Here is a 19272-nt window from a genome sequence, read left to right as displayed (position 1 = left end):
GCTCATGCCGTCCACTGCACCGTGCCCGTCCAGGCCGTAGCCAGCACCACCAGGCCAAAGGCAATGCGGTAGTAGGCAAAGCCCACAAAGTCGTTGGTGGCGATGAACTTCAGCAGCCAGCGTATGCACAGCCAGGCCGAGGCAAAAGACACCAGCAAACCGACGCCAAACAGCGGCAGATCGGCCATGCTCAGGAGTGCGCGCTCCTTGTACAGGCTGTAGGCGCCCGCCCCCACCAGCGTGGGGATGGCCAGGAAGAAAGAGAACTCGGCTGCCACCTTGCGTGACAGGCCCAAGAGCATGCCGCCGATGATGGTGGCGCCGCTGCGGCTGGTGCCGGGAATCATGCCGATGCACTGCACCAAGCCTACCTTGAGGGCGTCCAGGCCGGACATGTCGTCGATGTCATGGATGCGCGGCACCGGCTTGGCCACCTTCTCCACCCACAGGATGATGAAGCCGCCCACGATGAAGGCACCGGCCACCACGGGCGGGTTGAACAAATGCTCCTTGATGACCTTGTACACGGTAAAGCCCACCACAGCGGCGGGCAGAAAACCGATGAACACATTGGCCGCAAAGCGCTGCGCCCGTTTGCTGTTGGGCAGTGTGACGATGGTGTTGCGGATCTTTTCCCAGTACACCAGGATGACCGCCAGAATGGCGCCGGTCTGGATGGCGATCTCGAACACCTTGGCCTTTTCGTCATGGAAGCCCAGCAGCGACCCGGTAAGAATCAGGTGGCCGGTGCTCGAGATGGGCAGGAACTCGGTGAGCCCCTCCACAACACCCATGATGGCGGCCTTGAACAGCAAAACAATATCCAAAATTCACTCCCTAAATAACCGGTAAAAAACTACTCGTAGCGCAAGGCCTGAATGGGCAGTAGTTTAGAGGCCCTGTGTGACGGGTAAAAACCGAAGAACACGCCCACACAGCCCGAGAAACCCACCGCCAGCAAGACCGAGCCCAAGCTCAGGCTCACCTGCCAGCCGGCAAAGGCACCCACACCCCAGGTAGCGGCCGCGCCCAGCGCCACGCCGATGGCGCCGCCAATCAGGCTGAGCGTGACCGCCTCAATCAGGAACTGCGCCAGGATGTCGCGCCCACGCGCACCCACAGCCATGCGCAGGCCGATCTCGCGGGTGCGCTCGGTCACGCTGACCAGCATGATGTTCATGATGCCAATGCCGCCAATCAAGAGGCTGATGCCGGCCACGGCGGCCAGCAGCAGGGTCATGACGTGGCTGGACTCTTCCTGGGCCTGCAGGATCTCGGTGAGGTTCTTCACCACAAACGGGGCATCGCCGCCGGGGGCCACCTTGAAACGCTGGCGCAGCAGGTCGGTGATGCTCTGCTCCACGGCCTTCATGTCCTGGCCGTCGCGCACCTTGACCGATATCGAGCCCACGCGCTTCAAGCGGATGCTGGCGTCACCGCCCCAGATGCGATTGCGCAGGGTGGACAGGGGAATCATGATGGCGTCGTCCTGGTCCTGGCCCATGGAGTTCTGGCCCTTGGGCGACAGCACGCCGATCACCGTCATGGGGATGTTGCGCACGCGCACCATCTTCTCCACCGGGTCTTCCTCGCCAAACAGTTCGCGTGCCACGGTGCTGCCTATCCAGGCCACCTTGGCCGAACCGGCCAGTTCGGCCGCATCAAAGGGGCGCCCGCTGGCCAGGGGCCAGTCACGCGCCTCCAGGTAGTCATTGGTCACACCGATGATGCTGGTGCTCCAGTTGGCATTGCCATAGACCAACTGGCCGTTGGCGCGCGAGGTGGGTGCTGCCACCTGCACCTCGGGGATCTCGAAGGCAATGGCCTGCGCGTCTTCCTCGGTGAGGCGCTGGCGTGTCTGCGCGCCCAGGCGCACCCCCGCCTGCGACACGCCACCGGGCATGACCAGCATGATGTTGGAGCCCAGGCCCTTCATCTGCTCCTGCACGCGGTCGGTGGCGCCGCGGCCCACGGCAATCATGGTGATGACTGCGGCCACGCCGATGATGATGCCCAGCATGGTGAGCACGCTGCGCAAGGCGTTGGCGGCCAGGGCGCGCAGGGCGCTGCGTAACGCAGCAAAGATGTTCACCCCCACGCTCCACCGCTGCGCGCTTCGCTGCAGACGTCCTGCACGATCTGCCCGTCCTTGAAGACCAGGCGGCGCCGGGCCCAGGCGGCAATGTCGGCCTCGTGGGTGACCAGCACCACGGTCATGCCCTGTTGGTTGAGCCCGGTGAGCAACTGCATGATGTCTTCACTGGTTTGCGAGTCGAGTGCCCCGGTGGGTTCGTCGGCCAGGATCAGCTGCGGCTGGTTCACCAGGGCACGGGCAATCGCCACGCGCTGCTGCTGGCCACCCGAGAGCTCGGCCGGTGTATGGCCCATGCGCTCACCCAGGCCCACGCGCTGCAGGGCCTGCTGCGCGCGCTCGCGCCGCTGGGCCGGTTTGATGCCGCTGTAGACCATGGGCAGTTCCACATTCTCCAGGGCCGAGGTGCGCGGCAGCAGGTTGAACTGTTGGAACACAAAGCCGATGCGCCGGTTGCGAATGGAAGCCAGCTGGTCCTGGCCCATGGCCTGGACCGCCTCACCGGCCAGGTGGTAGGTGCCGGAGCTGGGCAGGTCCAGACAGCCCAGGATATTCATCAGCGTGGACTTGCCCGAGCCCGAGGCGCCCATGATGGCCACGAAGTCACCCGCGGCAATGTCCAGCGACACATCGCGCAGGGCGTGCACCGTCTGGCCAACGCCTGCGCGCTGCTGCGCGGCCGTGCCCATGGTGTAGGTCTTGCTGAGGTGACGGGCCTGAATCAGCACGCTGTCGGGTGTAGCCATGGCCGCTTAAAACGGGGGCCGGGGGCCGCCCGGGCCTGCCGTGCGCGGTGCCGCGCCGCCCGCTGCAGACTTGGTGCCCACAATCACTTCAGCCCCTTCGGCCAGTTCTGCGGTGGCCCGGGGGTCGGCCAACAGCTCGGTCATGCTGCCGTCGCTCACACCCTGGCGCACGTTCAGGGCCTGGGGCTTGCCCTGGGCATCGAGCACATAGACGCGGGCACGGTTGGCGCTGCGCCCGGTCTCCGAGGCCTGCGCCTTGGGCGGCTCCACACCCGCAATGCGCATGCGCAGCGCGGCGTTGGGCACCTTGAGCACATCGGCGCGCTGTTCGGTGACGATGCGCACATTGGCCGTCATGCCGGGCAGCAGCAGGCCTTCGGGGTTGGAGAAGCCCACCACCGCCACATAGGTCACCACATTGGCCACGTTGCTGGCGGCCTTGCGCACCTGGCGGATCTGGCCGTCAAAGGTCTGGCCAGGATAGGCGTCCACAGTGAAGCTGGCTTTCTGGCCGGTGCGCAGGCGGCCCACATCGCTCTCGTCGATGGCCGCTTCCACCTGCATGTCGCGCAGGTTCTGGGCAATGATGAAGAGCTCGGGGGCCTGCAGGCTGGCGGCCACGGTCTGGCCACGCTCTATGGTGCGCTTGATGACAATGCCGTTCACCGGCGAGGTGATGCGGGTGCGCGCCAGGTCAATGCGCGCCTGGGCCAGGGCTGCTTCGCGCTGGGCCACGCCAGACTCGGCCGATTTGACGCCCGCCTGCGCCACGCCCACCTGCGCCTGCACGGCCTTGAGGGCCTCGCGGCTGGTGTTGACCAGGGCGCGCGCCTTGTCGGCCTCGCTCTGGGCGATGAACTGCTTCTCCACCAGGCTCTGCTTGCGGTCCAGGTCGCGCTGGGCTTCAGCCAGGTCCACCTGCGCGCGCGACACCTGCGTCAGCGCTGCCAGCAGGTTGGCCTGTGCGGTGGCCACGGCGGCGCGCGCAGCGTCCACATCGGCCTGGGCCGAACGCACGCGGTACTCGAAGGTTTCGGGGTCTATCTGGGCCAGCAACTGGCCGGCTTTGACTTCGGAGTTGAAGTCCACCAGCAGGTCGCGGATCTGGCCGCTGACCTGGCTGCCCACCGTGACCAGGGCCACCGGGTTGACGGCACCGCTGGAGGCCACGGTGGCCTGCAGGTTGCCGCGTTCAATTTTGGCGGTCCGGTAGGGGACTGCGTCGGACGCGGTGCGCTGCATCCACCAGGCCGCAGCGCCTCCTGCCAACGCGATCGCTACAAGGGCACCCAGCCAGACTCGTTTGTTCATGCCCGTATTGTAGAAACCGGCCCTTCGGCCCAGCGCCCGAAGGGCTACCCCGCAGTAAAGCCGGGGTAAAGGTCCATGGGCCCGTGGCGCGATCAGCCTTTGAGCAAACCGCCCAGCATGCCCATCAGGTCGCCACCGTTGCCCAGGCCTGCCGCCGGTGCCTGGCCATTGGGGGTGAGCTGATCCACCAGGCCTGGGAGCACGCCAGAGAGCTGTCCGGCCAGGGCACCAGGGTCCACACCAAATTTGCTGGCCAGACCCGAGAGCGCATCACTGCCCAGCACGCTGCTGAGTTGCTCACCCGAGATAGCCTGGTTGGCACCGGTGCCCACCCAGGAGGCCACGACGTCGCCCAGGCCTGCCTGCTGAAACTTGGCGATCAGGCCTTGCAGGCCCCCGTTTGCACCGTCATTGCCCAGCAGGCTGCTGGCCGCTTGCAGCAGCTCGGGCTGGTTGCCCAGCATGCCCAGCAGTCCGCCCAGGCCCTCGCCGCCCTGTTGCTGTCCACCCACTGCGCTCAACACGGAATCCAGTAAACCCATGGCCATACTCCTTCAAAAAAATAGGAGAAAACAGTGTGCCACAGCATTGTGTCAAAGGGTGTGCACCCCTGGGCACCCCTGGGCACCCCGTACGGTGCGGGCGCACTGTGGTGCCGCAAGGCCGGGCGGCAATGGGTTTAAAGTCGGGCCCATTGCAAACAGGACATTGAAGTCAGGAGAGCACCGACATGGCGATTCAATACACCAATATTTCCAATGTGCTGCCCGAAACCAAGCTGCGCATGTATCCCACCAAGGTGATCAACATCATCGGTGGGCCGGGTTGCGGCAAGTCCATGTTCTCGGCAGCAATCGTGTTGTATTTGCACCTGCACGGCAAGACGGTGGAGACCATTCCCGACCACGCAAAGGCCCTGGTGTGGCAGCGCAACTTTGAAGTGCTGAAGAACCAGTACTTCATTGCCCAGCGCCAGTTTGAAATGCTCAACCTGCTCGATGGCCAGGTGCAGTTTCTGGTGACCGAAAGCGCGCTGCCGCAGATGCTGTACTACAACGAAAACTACGAGCCCAACATCTGCGATGTGGCAAAGACCCGCACCCAGATGCTGGAGTGGCACCGCATGCATGACAACGTCAACATCCTGGTGGAGCGCGGCGACAAGCGCTACGTGCGGGCCGGACGCTTTCAGGAGGAAGAGCAGGCTGTGGCGATTGACCTGGGCATTCGCACCTTGCTGGACCGCGAGGCCATCCCCTACACCGCCCTGTCGCCAGACCTTGAGGCGATCAACGCGTTTGCGGCGACTTTGCTGGCCTGAGCGACTGCGGTGAACGCAGCGGCACCCGCATGGCATGCTTGTTGCGTTGATGTTTTCGGCCCATGGCCGGATGGGAATGCTGCTTATACTGCTGCTTTCGGGCTTGGACTAGGCTAAAGCCCTATACCCATGCGTGAAAAACTGCGTTAAGTTCCCTGCTGTGGACATGTAATTCACAATTTTGTATCAATTAAATACTGGAGTTTCTATGCAATTCAAAGTGAAAAGTGCTTTGACCGTTTTGGCAGCTGCTGCCCTGCTGGTGGCTTGTGGCAAAAAAGAAGAAGCCGCTGCGCCTGCAGCCGCTCCCGTTGCTGCTGCACCCGCAGCCAATGTTGTGAAGATCGGCCACGTTGGTCCTACCAGCGGCGCCATCGCCCACCTGGGCAAGGACAACGAAAACGGCGCGCGCATGGCTATTGAAGAACTCAATGCCGAAGGCGTGATGATCGACGGCAAGAAAGTCACTTTCGAGTTGATGGCTGAAGACGATGCTGCCGATCCCAAGCAAGGTACCGCAGTGGCCCAGAAGCTGGTCGATGCCAAGGTTGCCGGCGTGATCGGTCACCTGAATTCGGGCACCACCATCCCCGCTTCCTCGCTGTACAGCGCAGCAGGCATTCCCCAGATTTCCCCCTCTGCCACCAACCCCAAGTACACCCGCCAAGGTTTCAAGACCACCTTCCGCGTGGTGGCTGATGACACCCAGTTGGGTGGCACGCTCGGCAAGTACGCTGTGGGCACCCTGAAGGGCAAGTCCATCGCCGTGATTGATGACCGTACCGCTTACGGCCAGGGCGTTGCAGAAGAGTTTGCCAAGGCTGTGGAAGCCGCTGGCGGCAAAGTGGTAGCCAAGGAGTTCACCACCGACAAGGCGACCGACTTCAATTCCATCCTGACCACCATCAAGGGCAAGAAGCCTGATGTGGTGTTCTTCGGCGGTATGGACGCCGTGGCCGGCCCCATGCTCAAGCAAATGAAGTCGCTGGGTATCAAGGCGAAGTTCATGGGCGGCGACGGCATCTGCTCCTCAGAACTGGTCAAGCTCGGTGGTGACGCCATTGCTGACGACCAGGTCTTCTGTGCTGAAGCCGGTGGCGTTGAAGGTGAAGGCAAGGCCGGAATGGAAGAGTTCAAGACCAAGTTCAAGGCCAAGTTCGGTACCGAAGTGCAAGTGTATGCACCCTACGTGTATGACAGCCTGAAGCTCATGGTGGCTGCCATGGTCAAGGCCAACTCTTCTGACCCTGTGAAGTACCTGCCGGTTCTGGCAGCTACTGCCGATTACAAGGGCGTGACTGGCCCCATCAGCTTTGACGAAAAAGGCGACATCAAGAATGGCGCTTTGACTCTGAAGACCGTTCGCGGTGGCAAGCTGGAAACCCTGGCTGTGATTCGCTAATCCATTAGCCTTTCGCCAGAAAGAGAGCGCGCCTGACAAGGGCCCGCTCTCTTTTTTTTGGGGTTATATTTTCAAGACCATGAAGCACCACGTCATCCGTACCACACGCCTTTTTTGCCTGCTGGGGCTACTGCTTGCTGCCTGTGCGCAATTGCCCGCAGCCATCAAGGATTTGAACTGGAAAGACCGTTGGGGCGACCGGGGTGAACAGGTGTTGTCCAGGGACTATGCGATGTGCCAGGAACTCGTCGAACAAAGGCGCAGCCTTCTGTCTTCGTGCATGGCCGCACGCGGCTGGTACTGGGACGAGGCGCTCTAAAAAAAATGCCCTCAACCTCCTCGGCTTGAGAGCATTGAATCACTTTAGTCAGCATATATCGTACGCCTGATTGGCGGGCACTGCCATCAGTGTTTTCACATGCCCACCACGGCACTCCAACTCAGGCGGATGTGTGCCCCTTCAGGGGCAACAGGCGCCCCAGGCGTGCCTGAATATCGGCTTCATGGCGCTGCCACCACACGCCCAGGGCCACAAAGCCCAGACCCAGCAAAGTCAGTGCGAACGGAAACAGCAGGCTGTCCTGAAACACGCGGTGTGCCAGGTAGCCCAGATAACCCGCCACGCCCAAGGCACCCAGCACGGTGAACACGCGCCGCCCAATGACGGCTCCGCCAAAGACCAGCACCACATTCAGCAGGCAGTAGGCAAACTTGCCCCACTCGCTGTCCGAGTCGCGCAGGCTCAAAGAGCCCCAGAACATGATGGCGCCAAACAGGTAGAGCCAGAAGGCGAAGTCCTGCCGCGCCTCGGTGTCACGCGAGCGGCGGCTGCGCACATCCACCCACAGGGCCAGTGCGCAGGTAGCAATACCAAACACCAGCGACACATCGCGCGTGAACTGCCAGTCAAAGCCCTCGTTTTGCATCAAGGCGTTGGCCACGTCCATGCTCATGTACCAGACGGTGACCGCCAGCGGCATCACCATATAGGGCAACCGGTAACGCCACAGCATCACCGCGCCTGCCGCCAGCGTAGCGAACTCAAGTGTGAGCCAGCGCCAGTTGATGTGCGTGTGGTAGGCCGAAAAGCGGCTGTCACCCCCCGGCGGCCACAGGCCCAGAAGGTTTTGCACGCACCACACAATCAGTGGCACCAGCACCACCGCCAGCGTGGCCAGAATGCCGGCTGGCACCACCAGGCCGCGCACCTTGAAATGATCGGCCACTTTCAGGCAGGCGATGAGATAGGCCAGCGCAATGGCCAGCAGGCCACCCGCGCCCAAACGCTCAAACCCCAGCGTCATGAACAGCGACATGGCGCCTATGGCCACCAGGCCGCCGAAGTAATACAGCACGTTGGTGAAGCCGAAGGCAGGGCCGGTGGCCCACGGCGTGGCGCTTGCCGATGGCAGGGTGCCTTGTGTGGCGGCCCGGAGTTGCTGTTCGGCGGACCAGCGCTGCCACAGCGCCTGGGCCTGCGTGGTCGTTACCAGACCGTCGCTTGCGGCGTCCTGCAGGTCCTGCCAGCGCAGGTTCACCTGCTCTTGTGCTGAGGGGGTGGATTCAGTCATGTGCTTGGTGCATCGCTGCTGTGGTTCTGGCGCATGTGTACCACAGCGGCCCTCCTAGAATGCAATCATGCTTCCTGCCCACCTCGCGCCCACGCTGTCCGCCGCACTGGACCAGATCCACACCGAAGCACAGGCCCTGTTTGGCCAGGGCCACGTTGCCGACTACATTCCGGCCCTGGCGCGTGTGCCGCCGCGCCAGTTCGGCATGGCGGTGGCCCTGACCGATGGCAGCACCTTTGCCGTGGGTGATGCGCAGACGCCCTTCTCCATCCAGAGCATCTCCAAGCTGTTTACCTTTGTGCTGGCCCTCAAAACCCAAGGTGATGCGTTGTGGTCGCGTGTGGGCCGTGAGCCTTCGGGGGCGGCCTTCAATTCCATGGTGCAACTGGAAACCGAGCACGGCATACCGCGCAACCCCTTCATCAATGCGGGCGCGCTGGTCATCACAGACATTCTTACCACTGGCTACGCCCACCTGGACTACGCGCTGCTGGGCGCCATGCGCCGCCTGACCGACGACCCTGCCCTGAGCTGGAACGTGGCAGTGGCCCGGTCCGAGCGCGAGACCGGGCACCGCAATATGGCCCTGGCCTATTTCATGAAGAGCTATGGCAACTTTGTGAACCCGCCCGAGCTGGTGCTGGACAACTACTGCCGCCAGTGCGCCATTGAAATGAGCTGCGCCCAGCTGGCCCAGGCCACCATGTTTCTGGCCAACGGCGGCCGCGACCTGGGGCGCGACGGCAGCCCGGACGAACACATGCTGAGCCCGGCGGACACGCGCCGCGTCAACGCCCTGCTGCTGACCTGTGGCGCCTACGATGCCGCCGGCGACTTTGCCTACCGCATCGGCCTGCCCGTCAAAACCGGGGTGGGCGGCGGCATTGTGGCCATCGCACCCGGCATGGGCACGGTGGCCGTCTGGTCACCCGAACTCGACGCCAAGGGCAACTCGGTCTTGGGTGCTTTTGCGCTGGAGCGGCTGGTGCAACTGACAGGCTGGCACTACGCCAGCGCCTGAGCTTGGGGCACGTCTAAAATCAATGCATGAGTACGCCCCCCACCAACGCCAACACCGCAGCCGCTGCGGCCACTGAAACCGTCAAGCCGAGCAACTTCCTGCGCCAGATCATCGAGTCCGATCTGGAAAAAGGCACCTACGCCACACGCCGCTGGGCCGGCAGCCCCGGAGACGCCGCGCACCACGCCCAAGGCCAGCCAGACCCTGCCAAGATCCGCACCCGCTTCCCGCCCGAGCCCAATGGCTACCTGCACATAGGCCACGCCAAGAGCATCTGCATCAACTTCGGCCTGGCGCGTGACTACGGTGGTGTGTGCCACCTGCGCTTTGACGACACCAACCCCGAGAAGGAAGACACCGAGTACGTCAACAGCATCATCGACTCGGTGCGCTGGCTGGGCTTTGACTGGGTGCAGATCGGCCAGGCCGCAGGTACCGCCGCGCCCTACCAGGCCAGTGACTACTTCGGCTTTATGTACCGCGCCGCCGAGCACCTGATTGAAGCCGGCCTGGCCTATGTGGACGAGCAGACCCCTGAAGAGATGCGCCTGAACCGCGGCGACTTCGGCAGACCCGGCGTGGACAGTCCGTTTCGCAGCCGCACCCCTGCTGAGAACCTTGCACGCTTTCGCGAAATGCGTGACGGCCAGCACGCCGACGGCGCCATGGTGCTGCGCGCCAAAATCGACATGGCCAGCCCGAACATCAATATGCGCGACCCGGCCATCTACCGCATACGCCGCGCCACCCACCACAACACCGGCGACACCTGGTGCATCTACCCGATGTACACCTACGCGCACCCCATCGAAGACGCGCTGGAACAGATCACCCACAGCATCTGCACGCTGGAGTTTGAAGACCAGCGCCCGTTTTACGACTGGCTGATGGAGCGCCTCTGCGAAGGCGGCCTGCTCTCCAGCCCGCCACCCCGCCAGTACGAGTTTGCCCGCCTGAACCTCACCTATGTGATCACCAGCAAGCGCAAGCTGGCGCAACTGGTGTACGACCACAAGGTGAGCGGCTGGGACGACCCGCGCATGCCAACAATAGTCGGCCTGCGCCGGCGTGGCTACACGCCAGCAAGCGTGCAGCTGTTTGCCGAGCGCATTGGCGTGACCAAGAGCGACAGCTGGATTGACTACTCCACCCTGGAAGGCTGCCTGCGGGAAGACCTGGAAACCAAGGCCCACCGCGGCATGGCCGTGCTCAACCCGGTCAAGCTGGTGTTGACCAACTGGGACGAGGTCATGGGCGCCGGCCACCTGGAGCCCTGCACCCAGCCCGCCCTGCCCCACGCGGCGGAAGGCGTGGAAGTACCCACGCGCCACTTCACCATCGGCAAAGAGGTGTGGATTGAGCGCGAAGACTTTGAAGAAGTGCCCCCCAAGGGCTACAAGCGCCTGTTCCCGGGCAACAAGGTGCGCCTGAAGGGCGGCTATGTGATCGAGTGCACCGGCTGCACCAAGGACGCGTCCGGCACCATCACCGAAGTGCTGGCCACCGTGGTGCCCGACACCAAGAGTGGCACCCCCGGCAGCGACCTCGTCAAGGTCAAAGCCGCCATCACCTGGGTCGGCGTGGCCAATGGCGTAGCCGCCGAAGTGCGCATGTACGACCGCCTGTTCCTGGATGCGCAGCCCGATGCCGGCGGCAAGGACTTTATCGAGAGCCTGAACCCCAACAGCCTGAAGACCATCACCGCCATAGTGGAGCCCTCACTGGCAAATGCAGTGGCCGGGCAGCAGTTTCAGTTTGAGCGGCATGGGTACTTCGTGGCGGACCTGAAGGACCATGTGCAGGGGGCGAAGGCAGTGTTCAATTTGGCGGTGGGGTTGAAGGATTCGTGGGGGAAGTAACTTCCCAATAAAAACCCCAATTCAGGTATCATTAAACCTAATTTGGGTATGACTACCATTCCTCACGTTCAAACCACACCTGCCGACGCCCTCTTCCCCAAGGTCCGGCAACGGGTGCTGGCCGTGCTGTTTCTCTCACCAGACCGCAGCTTTTACGCCAACGAGATCATTGCTCTGGCTCAGTCTGGCACAGGGGCTGTGCAGCGCGAACTGGCTTCGCTGGTGGAGGCCGGGCTGGTCAGCGTGCGCAAGCAAGGCAACCAAAGACACTACCAAGCCGAGGCATCGGCGCCCGTGTTTGGCGAGTTGCGTGGGCTGGTGCTCAAAACCATGGGGCTGGCCGATGTGTTGCGCGCGGCCCTGACACCCATTGCCGGGCAGATCGCACAGGCCTTTGTGTTTGGCTCGATGGCCAAGCAGCAGGACACGGCGCAAAGCGATGTGGACGTATTGATCGTCAGCGCTAACCTGGGCTATGCCGAGGTGTTTGGCGCCTTGGAAAACGCCAGCACCACGCTGGGCCGCAAAATCAATCCTACGCTCTACACCCCCGATGACTTTGCGCGCAGGGTGGCGCAAGATAGTGCCTTCATCAGTCGCGTCATGCAGCAGCCAAAGATCTGGCTGATAGGCCAGGAGAAAGCGGACCATGAGCCAAGCCCTTGAGAATCTGTGTGGCCCCGGCAAACCATTGAAAGCCGAACCGCCCGATGCGCAGGAAGTTGCCGGTCTCATGCGCACCGGTGCCGCTCGGCTTGTCGATGCGCGCAACAGCGGCCTGGCAATCGAAAGTCGATTTGACCTGGCCTACAACGCCGCGCACGCCTTGTGTCTAGCCGCTTTGCGCCGCATGGGTTACCGGGCCAGCAATCGCTACATCGTGTTTCAGGTCTTGCCAGATACCTTGAATCTGGGACCGGAAGTCTGGCGGGTACTCGACCTGTGTCACAACCGGCGCAATCTGGGCGAATACGAGGGGCTTCTGGAAATTGATGAACGCTTGGTTAGCGATCTGATTGCGGCCACGCAACGGGTGGCAGATACCATTGGTAGCGCGAAGTCGCTGTCGCTGGATTGAAGAAGGCACAACGGTTCACAATGCCTTTCCAGGCCGGAGGTTCAAGCCATGAAGATCTCGTACGACAAAGCGACCGATTCGCTCTATATCCACCTCGCAGATCGGGCCTCGGTGGACTCCGATGAAGTGAAGGACGGCGTGATATTGGACTTTGGTGCCCAGGGCGCGCTGGTGGGGATTGATGTGCAACACGCCAGCCTGCGCGCTGACTTGCACGAACTCTCTCTCGAAAATACCGTTTGGTGAATTGACTGCTGCGTGAGCGTTGCGCATTTCAGCAGATCCTGGTGAGCGTGTGGCCAGCAGTAACGTTTCCCGGCTGGTTTGTAGAGCCCTTCGATAGCAGGGCCGCCGAAGCTTGGGTGCTGGAGCCGCGCGCCCTTGCGTGAGCCACCTAATTCGCAAACTGAAACTGCAGCGCTATAGTGGAGTTCATCTCTTCCCTATTTCACCGGAGTTCTCATGTCGCAAGCCGTTGAAGCATTGAGCGCCCAAGCCACCATGCTGCCCCCCGAAGAGCGCATGGAAGTGGTTGAGCGCATCCTGGACAGCTTGGTCCCGCCCGATGTATTGCTTGATGCGCTATGGGCTAAGGAGGCAGAAGACCGGCTTGCCGCCTATCGGCGCGGAGAAATCAAGGCGGTGACTTTGTCGGAAGTAATCGCCAAGTACCAAGTCAACGCCAAGCCTGCATGAGCGTCCGCCTTCTGGAGCCGGCGCAGGCCGAGCTTGACGAGGCCATCGACTGGTACGAGGTGCAAGCGCCGGGCTTGGGCGATGCCTTCCTGATCGAAACCCTCAAGACCATCCAGCTCATCGAACAGTTTCCAACGGCATGGCATCCACTCACAGCTCAGATTCGCCGATGCCGCCTGCGGCGATTTCCCTACAGCGTGATCTATACGCGCGATGGCTCTGAGCTATTGGTTTTAGCCATTGCGCACCAACGCCGCAAACCCAACTATTGGCAAGGCAGATTGAACGTTTGAAAGTGCCGGCTGCGCCTTGCACCACTGGGAGCCATCACCATGAACAGCATCTATTTTGAAAAGGACGACATCCTGCAAATCCGCGTGTCGGACAAGCCCCTCGTTCGAGAAGATTCGCAGGATTGGCACACCCATATCAGCTACGCCGAGGACGGCACAATTGTCGAAATTGTGCTGCTGGACGCAAAAAAAGAAGGCCTCATGCAGATGAAGTTTCGGCACGCACCCTGACTACGCCCTGGCCAACACAAACTCCAACCCCGCACACACCGCCGCCACCTGCGCCTGTATGCATTGCTCCGGCGTGGCGCGCGGGCTGTCGGGGTAAACCTCGGTGGTGCTGGTGTAGCGCGCACCGCTCACGCTGGCGCACAGGCCCAGTTCTTCCATTGCATAGCGAATCACGCCCTCGGCGAACAGCGGTGAGCCCAGAATTTCGTTCTGGCTGTCGGCAGGCGCAATGTGGGTAACGCGCTGCACTGCCTCCATGAGGGCCTGCTGGAATTCCGGCTGCGGGTTGCCAGTGTCGTCCACCAAATAGAAGCCATCAGGGATGGTGTCGGGCTCAAACGGTTTGCCGTCGCGTGCGGCTACTGCAGGGCGGTATTCGGATTCGTCGGTGTCGGTGGTTTCGTGCAGGTCGATGTGGGCTGCAAACTGGCCACGCAGAGGGGCCACCAGGCGCATCAGGGCGGCGGACTCCTGCGCCGGGCTGTCAGCGCGAAAGGAGCGGTTGGGATCTATGGCGTCAAAGTTCCAGCGCTGTATGCGTTCATACGACCAGGGACTCACGCACGGCGCCACCAGCAGATTGACCCGGCCCGCGAAGCGTGCGGCGTGCTCTTCCACAAAGCGCAGGGCACCGTGCACGCCGCTGGTCTCGTAGCCGTGCACTCCACCCGTCACCAAGACGGCGGGCAGGCCGGGCTGCCAGTTGCGGCTGCGGATGGCAAAGAGAGGGAAGCGTTCGTCCGCATAGACCACCTCACCGTAGGGCTCCACATCGAAGCGGCTGCGCAAGCCTTCCACGCGCTGCAGCACCTCGTCCGCATAGCTGCGCTGGCGCACTTGGCGTGCGCGCCACTGGGCCCGCTCTGCGTCGCCCCAGGGCTGGCCGGGCGTACCTATAGGGTAAAAGTGGGAATCGCTCATGGTGCTGCTAACAGGTGGTGGTGGAAGGGAACGGAGGCATTGCGAATCGGCTATTCTGCCTGCCATGCAGCCCCACGACATTCTCCATTTCTGGTTCGAGGCACTCAGCCCCAAACAGCACTTCAGCAAGGACACAGCACTGGACGCGCAGATCGCCGCGCGCTTCGGCTCAACGCTGGAAGCGGCCGCGCGCTGTGAGCTGTTTGCGTGGCGCACCAGCGCAGAGGGGCGTCTGGCAGAAATCATCGTGCTGGACCAGTTCTCCCGCAACATCCTCCGCGACACGGCTCACGCCTTTGCCCAGGACCCGTTGGCGTTGGCCCTGGCACAAGAGCTGGTCTGTAGCGGCCAGGACCACAGCCTGCCGCTCGCACAGCGCTCCTTTGCCTACATGCCCTATATGCACAGTGAGTCGGCGCTGGTGCACACGCAGGCCGTGCAGCTGCTGGCCCAGCCAGGCCTGGAAGACACGCTACGCTTTGAGTTGCTGCACCAATCCATCATCACGCGCTTTGGCCGCTATCCCCACCGCAATGCCGTTCTGGGGCGCGACTCGACGTCAGAAGAGTTGGCATTCCTGAGCGGACCCGGATCCTCCTTTTAAGACCTCTCCATGCAAGCTGAAGACCTGCAAAAACTCGTCATCATGGCCATGCCCTTTGGCAAGCACAAGGGCATGCTGCTGGCCGACCTGCCCGGCAACTACCTGACCTGGTTTGCCCGCGAAGGCTTCCCCAAGGGAGAGCTGGGCCGCCTGCTGGCCCTGATGCACGAGATTGACCACAACGGCCTGTCGGACCTGTTGAAGCCGCTGCGTGGGTCGGGTCGATAGCCTTGCGATGTCGGCATTGGCCAACCATAGGCTCGGCTCATTAACAGCAGGCAGTCGCTGGAAACATTTGACAATGCGCAACCCGTCAGCCTGGGTCGGACGCATAGTGCATGCATGTTCCGTGACCGCACCGAAGCCGCGCAATTGCTGCTGGAAGAGCTACAACCATACAAGGGTCTGAACCCGCTGGTGCTGGCCATTCCGCGTGGCGCCGTGCCCATGGGGCGGTGCATTGCCGAAGGCCTGGGCGGCACGCTGGATGTGGTGCTGGTGCGCAAGCTGCGCGCGCCTCTGCAGCCCGAGCTGGCCATAGGCGCCATCGACGAAAACGGCTGGACTTACCTCACCGAACATGCCACCCACCATGATGTGTCGGCCGACTACATCGCCCAGGAAAAGCTCATCCAGCTGCAAACCCTGCGCGCACGCCGCGCGCAGTACACGCCAGGACGTTTGCCGACTGCAGTCCAGCACCGCATCGTGATCGTGGTGGATGACGGCCTGGCCACCGGCGCCACCATGGTGGCAGCCTTGCATGGTTTGCGCGCCCAACGGCCAGCCAAGCTGGTGTGTGCGGTGCCTGTGGCGGCGCCCACAGCGGCCACAAAAGTCCGGCCGCTGGTGGATGCGTTGGTGTGCCTGAAGATCAGCCCGGACTTTCAGGCTGTGGGGCAGTTCTACAGAGACTTCCGGCAGGTGGAAGACGAAGAGGTGATCGCACTCTTGAATGGAACCCGACAGGCGCTGGACCAATGAAAAAGCCGCCTGTCTTGCGACAGGCGGCTTCTCAATTTTGGCGGAGCGGACGGGACTCGAACCCGCGACCCCCGGCGTGACAGGCCGGTATTCTAACCAACTGAACTACCACTCCTGGTAGTGGAAACTTCTGCTCTTGCGAGCCAAGAATCTTTCTTGCGAAAGACCGTTTCCAACTTGTGCCTTGCTATGCATTGCTGCACAAACCTGGCGACCCCACGGGGATTCGAACCCCGGTACCTACCGTGAAAGGGTAGTGTCCTAGGCCTCTAGACGATGGGGTCTTAACCTTGGACTTCCGAAACTTTACGCTCACGAAAATCAACTAACTCTCGAAAAATTGGTGGAGGTAAGCAGGATCGAACTGCTGACCTCTTGCATGCCATGCAAGCGCTCTCCCAGCTGAGCTATACCCCCCAAAAAACTTTCGTTTTTCTGCAAGAACTCTTTTGAAGTTTTCGCATTTCCCGAGCCTCGAATTATAGCGTGAAAAATTAGCCTGCTACAAGTTTCGCGATTACTTTTTGTTTTTCCAGCAATTCGATCACGGCATCGAGCGAGGGTGTCTGTGGCGTACCCAGCAAGAGCACGCGCACGGGCATGGCCAGTTGCGGCATCTTCAGTGCGCTGGCCGTCAGCACTTCCTTGATGGCAGCAGCAATGGAGGCCTTGTCCCACGCGCAGTCTGCAAGCTTGGTGGCCAGCAGTTGCAGCGCGGGTTTGACGGAGTCGGTTACGTGCTGCGCCAGCATGTCGGCCTCGGGCTGCACATCGACATAAAAACGCGCCACCCAGTCGGCCAGGGCCACGGTGGTGTCGCAGCGGTCTTTGAGCAGATCGCACAGGCGCGCCAGACGGGCGTCGGACGTGATGCCGCGCTTGGCCAAATGCACGTCCACCAAAGGCGCCAGTGCATCGCCGGCCATGGCCTTCATGTGCTGGGCATTCACCCAGCGCAGCTTGGCTTCGTCAAACTGCGCAGCACTCCGGCCCAGGTGGTCCAGGTTGAACCATTGCAGGAACTGTTCACGCGAAAAGATTTCGTCATCGCCGTGGCTCCAGCCCAGACGCGCCAGGTAGTTCACCATGGCATCGGGCAGATAGCCTTCTGCGGCGTATTGGGTCACGGGCTTGGCGCCGTTGCGCTTGCTCATCTTCTCGCCCTGCTCGTTGAGCACAGTGGGCAGGTGGGCATAGACCGGAGGCTCTTGGCCCAGCGCCCGGAAGATGTTGATCTGGCGCGGCGTGTTGTTCACATGGTCGTCACCACGGATCACGTGGGTGATCTGCATGTCCATGTCGTCCACCACCACGCAGAAGTTATAGGTGGGTGTGCCCACGGGCTCACCCTCGGCTGCCGGGCGGGCAATCACCAGGTCATCGAGTTCGTCGTTGCTGAACTCCACGCGGCCCTTGACCTTGTCGTCCCAGGCCACCACACCGCCCTGCGGGTTCTTGAAGCGCAGCACGGGGCGCACGCCCTCGGGAATGGCGGGCAGGGTCTTGCCGGGCTCGGGGCGCCAGGTGCCGTCGTAACGCGGTTTCTCTTTGTTCTCCATCTGCTTTTCGCGCAGGGCGTCGAGCTCGGCCATGGACATGTAGCAGGGGTAGACCAGGCCTTGGGCCTGCATCTGCAGCAGCACTTCCTTGTAGCGGTCCATGCGCTGCATTTGGTAGAACGGGCCTTCGTCGTGGTTCAGGCCCAGCCAGGCCATGCCCTCCAGGATGACGTCCACTGCAGCCTGCGTGGAGCGTTCCACATCGGTGTCTTCAATGCGCAGAATGAAATCGCCGCCGGTGGAGCGGGCAAAGGCCCAGGGGTAGAGTGCCGAGCGGATGTTGCCCAGGTGGATAAAGCCGGTGGGCGATGGCGCAAAGCGCGTGCGGGTCTTGGTGGCAGTAGTGGTCATGTCTTAAGCGAGGGTGGGCAGGCTGTTGAGCCCGCGCAGCAGGTCGGTCTTCAAATCTTCAATATGGTCCAGGCCCACGGCCAAGCGGATCAGGCCTTGGCCCACGCCTGCGGCCTGGCGCTGGGCTTCCGTGAGGCGCCCGTGCGAGGTGGTACCGGGATGGCAGATGGTGGTCTTGGTGTCGCCCAGGTTGGTGGTGATGGAGCAGACCTTGGTACTGTCAATCACGTGGAAGGCGCGCAGGCGTGCATCATCCGGGCCAGAGGCCTTCACATCAAAAGACACCACCGGGCCACCCAGGCCTGACTGCTGGCGCATGGCCAAGGCGTGCTGCGGGTGGCTCTTCAAGCCGGGGTAATAGACGCGCGCCACCTGCGGCTGCGCCTCCAGCCAGGTGGCCAGTGCCAGCGCATTGGCGCAGTGTGCCTGCATGCGGATGCCCAGCGTCTCCATGCCCTTGAGCACCACCCAGGCATTGAAGGGCGAGAGCACCATGCCAGCGGTGCGGGTGATGGGCAGAAAGACTTCGTCCTTGTGCTTCTGGCTGCAGCAGATGGCGCCGGCCATCACACGGCCCTGGCCATCCAGGTACTTGGTGCCCGAATGGATCACAAAGTCCGCACCCATGGTGGTGGGCTTTTGCAGCACCGGCGTGGCAAAGCAGTTGTCCACCGCCAGGAGCGCACCGGCTTTGTGGGCCACATCGGCCAGGGCCTGGATATCGCACACATCGGTGAGCGGGTTGGTGGGGGTTTCGGCAAACAGCAGTTTGGTGTTGGGTTTGACCGCAGCCGCCCAGGCTTCCACGTCGCCCTGTGGCACATAGGTGGTTTCCACACCGAACTTGCCGAACTCGCCACTGAACAGCCGGATGGTGGAGCCAAACACCGACTGCGAGCAGATCACGTGGTCGCCCGCGCGCAGCACGCCCATGCCCAACAGCAGGATGGCGGCCATGCCGGTGGCAGTGCCAATAGCGGCCTCGGTGCCTTCCAGGGCGGCCAGGCGCAGCTCCATGCTGCTGACCGTGGGGTTGCCCACGCGGGTGTAGGTGTAGCCCTCTTCTTCCATGGCAAAGCGGCGGGCTGCAGAGGCCGCGCTGGTCTGGATGAAGCTGCTGGTCAGAAACAGGGCTTCGGAGTTCTCGCCGTATTGGCTGGGCTCCAGTGCGGTGCGCAGGGCCAGGGTGTCGAGGTGCAGGCCTTCGGGCAGTTCTTTTTGCGTCATAACAG

23 protein-coding genes and 3 tRNA genes are annotated in these 19272 nt (G+C 62.4%); 14 read left to right on the top strand and 12 right to left on the bottom strand.

What is annotated here, in order from left to right; all coding sequences use genetic code 11:
- Positions 1-2: 2 nt before the first annotated feature.
- The 5 genes from DIC66_RS07965 to DIC66_RS07945 form a co-directional block, all read right to left on the bottom strand.
- Positions 3-827: an undecaprenyl-diphosphate phosphatase gene (locus tag DIC66_RS07965; protein ID WP_117175832.1), complete on the bottom strand. Its 825-nt coding sequence runs from the start codon at positions 825-827 to the stop codon at positions 3-5.
- Positions 828-856: 29 nt separating this feature from the next.
- Positions 857-1981 (bottom strand): ABC transporter permease, encoded by a 1125-nt coding sequence (locus DIC66_RS07960; protein ID WP_476705499.1) that lies wholly within the window; start codon positions 1979-1981, stop codon positions 857-859.
- Positions 1982-2088: 107 nt separating this feature from the next.
- A complete protein-coding gene (locus DIC66_RS07955; RefSeq protein WP_117175828.1) occupies positions 2089-2838 on the bottom strand; it encodes an ABC transporter ATP-binding protein in 750 nt (249 codons plus the stop codon).
- Positions 2839-2844: 6 nt separating this feature from the next.
- Positions 2845-4149, bottom strand: a complete 1305-nt coding sequence (locus tag DIC66_RS07950; protein WP_117175826.1) for an efflux RND transporter periplasmic adaptor subunit — start codon at positions 4147-4149, stop codon at positions 2845-2847.
- 92 nt (positions 4150-4241) lie between these two features.
- On the bottom strand, positions 4242-4691 hold the full coding sequence (locus tag DIC66_RS07945; RefSeq protein ID WP_117175930.1) for a YidB family protein: 450 nt from the start codon (positions 4689-4691) through the stop codon (positions 4242-4244).
- 188 nt (positions 4692-4879) lie between these two features.
- Between DIC66_RS07945 and DIC66_RS07940 the strand changes: the two genes are divergently transcribed.
- The 3 genes from DIC66_RS07940 (at position 4880) to DIC66_RS07930 (ending at position 7191) form a co-directional block, all read left to right on the top strand.
- Positions 4880-5470 (top strand): hypothetical protein, encoded by a 591-nt coding sequence (locus DIC66_RS07940; protein ID WP_117175824.1) that lies wholly within the window; start codon positions 4880-4882, stop codon positions 5468-5470.
- A 208-nt stretch (positions 5471-5678) separates the two neighbouring features.
- The gene (locus tag DIC66_RS07935; RefSeq protein WP_117175822.1) at positions 5679-6872 is read left to right on the top strand and encodes a branched-chain amino acid ABC transporter substrate-binding protein; all 1194 of its coding nucleotides are present in this window, start codon (positions 5679-5681) and stop codon (positions 6870-6872) included.
- A gap of 79 nt (positions 6873-6951) precedes the next feature.
- Positions 6952-7191 carry a hypothetical protein gene (locus DIC66_RS07930; RefSeq protein ID WP_117175819.1) on the top strand — a complete coding sequence of 80 codons (240 nt, stop codon included), beginning with the start codon at positions 6952-6954 and terminating at the stop codon, positions 7189-7191.
- Between the two features lie 121 nt (positions 7192-7312).
- Here DIC66_RS07930 and DIC66_RS07925 read toward each other — a convergent pair whose 3' ends face one another.
- Complete coding sequence (locus DIC66_RS07925; protein ID WP_117175816.1) at positions 7313-8443, bottom strand: DUF2157 domain-containing protein; 1131 nt, start codon at positions 8441-8443, stop codon at positions 7313-7315.
- A gap of 67 nt (positions 8444-8510) precedes the next feature.
- Between DIC66_RS07925 and DIC66_RS07920 the strand changes: the two genes are divergently transcribed.
- From DIC66_RS07920 to DIC66_RS07885, 8 genes are all read left to right on the top strand, one after another.
- Positions 8511-9464, top strand: a complete 954-nt coding sequence (locus DIC66_RS07920) for a glutaminase (RefSeq protein ID WP_117175813.1) — start codon at positions 8511-8513, stop codon at positions 9462-9464.
- Positions 9465-9490: 26 nt separating this feature from the next.
- Complete coding sequence (locus DIC66_RS07915) at positions 9491-11323, top strand: glutamine--tRNA ligase/YqeY domain fusion protein (RefSeq protein WP_117175811.1); 1833 nt, start codon at positions 9491-9493, stop codon at positions 11321-11323.
- A 48-nt stretch (positions 11324-11371) separates the two neighbouring features.
- Positions 11372-11989 carry a nucleotidyltransferase domain-containing protein gene (locus tag DIC66_RS07910; protein WP_117175809.1) on the top strand — a complete coding sequence of 206 codons (618 nt, stop codon included), beginning with the start codon at positions 11372-11374 and terminating at the stop codon, positions 11987-11989.
- Positions 11973-12401 carry a hypothetical protein gene (locus DIC66_RS07905; protein ID WP_117175807.1) on the top strand — a complete coding sequence of 143 codons (429 nt, stop codon included), beginning with the start codon at positions 11973-11975 and terminating at the stop codon, positions 12399-12401. The genes DIC66_RS07910 and DIC66_RS07905 overlap by 17 nt, the downstream gene beginning before the upstream one ends.
- 48 nt (positions 12402-12449) lie before the next feature.
- Positions 12450-12647 carry a DUF2283 domain-containing protein gene (locus DIC66_RS07900; protein WP_117175804.1) on the top strand — a complete coding sequence of 66 codons (198 nt, stop codon included), beginning with the start codon at positions 12450-12452 and terminating at the stop codon, positions 12645-12647.
- Positions 12648-12863: 216 nt separating this feature from the next.
- Complete coding sequence (locus DIC66_RS07895; protein WP_117175801.1) at positions 12864-13097, top strand: addiction module protein; 234 nt, start codon at positions 12864-12866, stop codon at positions 13095-13097.
- Positions 13094-13390, top strand: coding sequence for a type II toxin-antitoxin system RelE/ParE family toxin (locus tag DIC66_RS07890; protein ID WP_117175798.1), 297 nt, complete (start codon positions 13094-13096; stop codon positions 13388-13390). The genes DIC66_RS07895 and DIC66_RS07890 overlap by 4 nt, the downstream gene beginning before the upstream one ends.
- Positions 13391-13429: 39 nt before the next feature.
- Positions 13430-13621, top strand: a complete 192-nt coding sequence (locus DIC66_RS07885; RefSeq protein WP_117175795.1) for a DUF2283 domain-containing protein — start codon at positions 13430-13432, stop codon at positions 13619-13621.
- On the opposite strand, the gene DIC66_RS07880 is transcribed toward DIC66_RS07885, so the two are convergent.
- Complete coding sequence (locus tag DIC66_RS07880; protein WP_117175792.1) at positions 13622-14542, bottom strand: M14 family metallopeptidase; 921 nt, start codon at positions 14540-14542, stop codon at positions 13622-13624.
- Here DIC66_RS07880 and DIC66_RS07875 point away from each other — a divergent pair.
- The 3 genes from DIC66_RS07875 to DIC66_RS07865 all read left to right on the top strand — a co-directional run bounded on the left by DIC66_RS07875 (position 14541) and on the right by DIC66_RS07865 (position 16130).
- Positions 14541-15146 carry a DUF924 family protein gene (locus DIC66_RS07875; RefSeq protein WP_420820484.1) on the top strand — a complete coding sequence of 202 codons (606 nt, stop codon included), beginning with the start codon at positions 14541-14543 and terminating at the stop codon, positions 15144-15146. The genes DIC66_RS07880 and DIC66_RS07875 overlap by 2 nt on opposite strands.
- A 9-nt stretch (positions 15147-15155) precedes the next feature.
- Positions 15156-15374: a DUF3820 family protein gene (locus tag DIC66_RS07870; RefSeq protein WP_117175787.1), complete on the top strand. Its 219-nt coding sequence runs from the start codon at positions 15156-15158 to the stop codon at positions 15372-15374.
- Between the two features lie 114 nt (positions 15375-15488).
- On the top strand, positions 15489-16130 hold the full coding sequence (locus DIC66_RS07865) for a phosphoribosyltransferase (RefSeq protein ID WP_117175784.1): 642 nt from the start codon (positions 15489-15491) through the stop codon (positions 16128-16130).
- 38 nt (positions 16131-16168) lie between these two features.
- On the opposite strand, the gene DIC66_RS07860 is transcribed toward DIC66_RS07865, so the two are convergent.
- The 5 genes from DIC66_RS07860 to DIC66_RS07840 form a co-directional block, all read right to left on the bottom strand.
- Positions 16169-16245: transfer RNA gene (locus DIC66_RS07860), tRNA-Asp, on the bottom strand.
- Positions 16246-16338: 93 nt separating this feature from the next.
- Positions 16339-16414 (bottom strand) — tRNA-Glu (locus DIC66_RS07855).
- Between the two features lie 57 nt (positions 16415-16471).
- Positions 16472-16547: transfer RNA gene (locus DIC66_RS07850), tRNA-Ala, on the bottom strand.
- Positions 16548-16624: 77 nt separating this feature from the next.
- Positions 16625-18040 carry a glutamate--tRNA ligase gene (gene gltX, locus DIC66_RS07845; RefSeq protein ID WP_117175781.1) on the bottom strand — a complete coding sequence of 472 codons (1416 nt, stop codon included), beginning with the start codon at positions 18038-18040 and terminating at the stop codon, positions 16625-16627.
- A 3-nt stretch (positions 18041-18043) separates the two neighbouring features.
- Positions 18044-19267, bottom strand: coding sequence for an O-succinylhomoserine sulfhydrylase (locus tag DIC66_RS07840; protein WP_117175779.1), 1224 nt, complete (start codon positions 19265-19267; stop codon positions 18044-18046).
- Positions 19268-19272 lie beyond the last annotated feature (5 nt).

Source organism: Rhodoferax lacus, from assembly GCF_003415675.1.
In the GTDB taxonomy this organism is placed as follows: Bacteria; Pseudomonadota; Gammaproteobacteria; order Burkholderiales; family Burkholderiaceae_C; genus Allorhodoferax; species Allorhodoferax lacus.
This window is presented reverse-complemented; position numbering and strand designations above follow the sequence as displayed.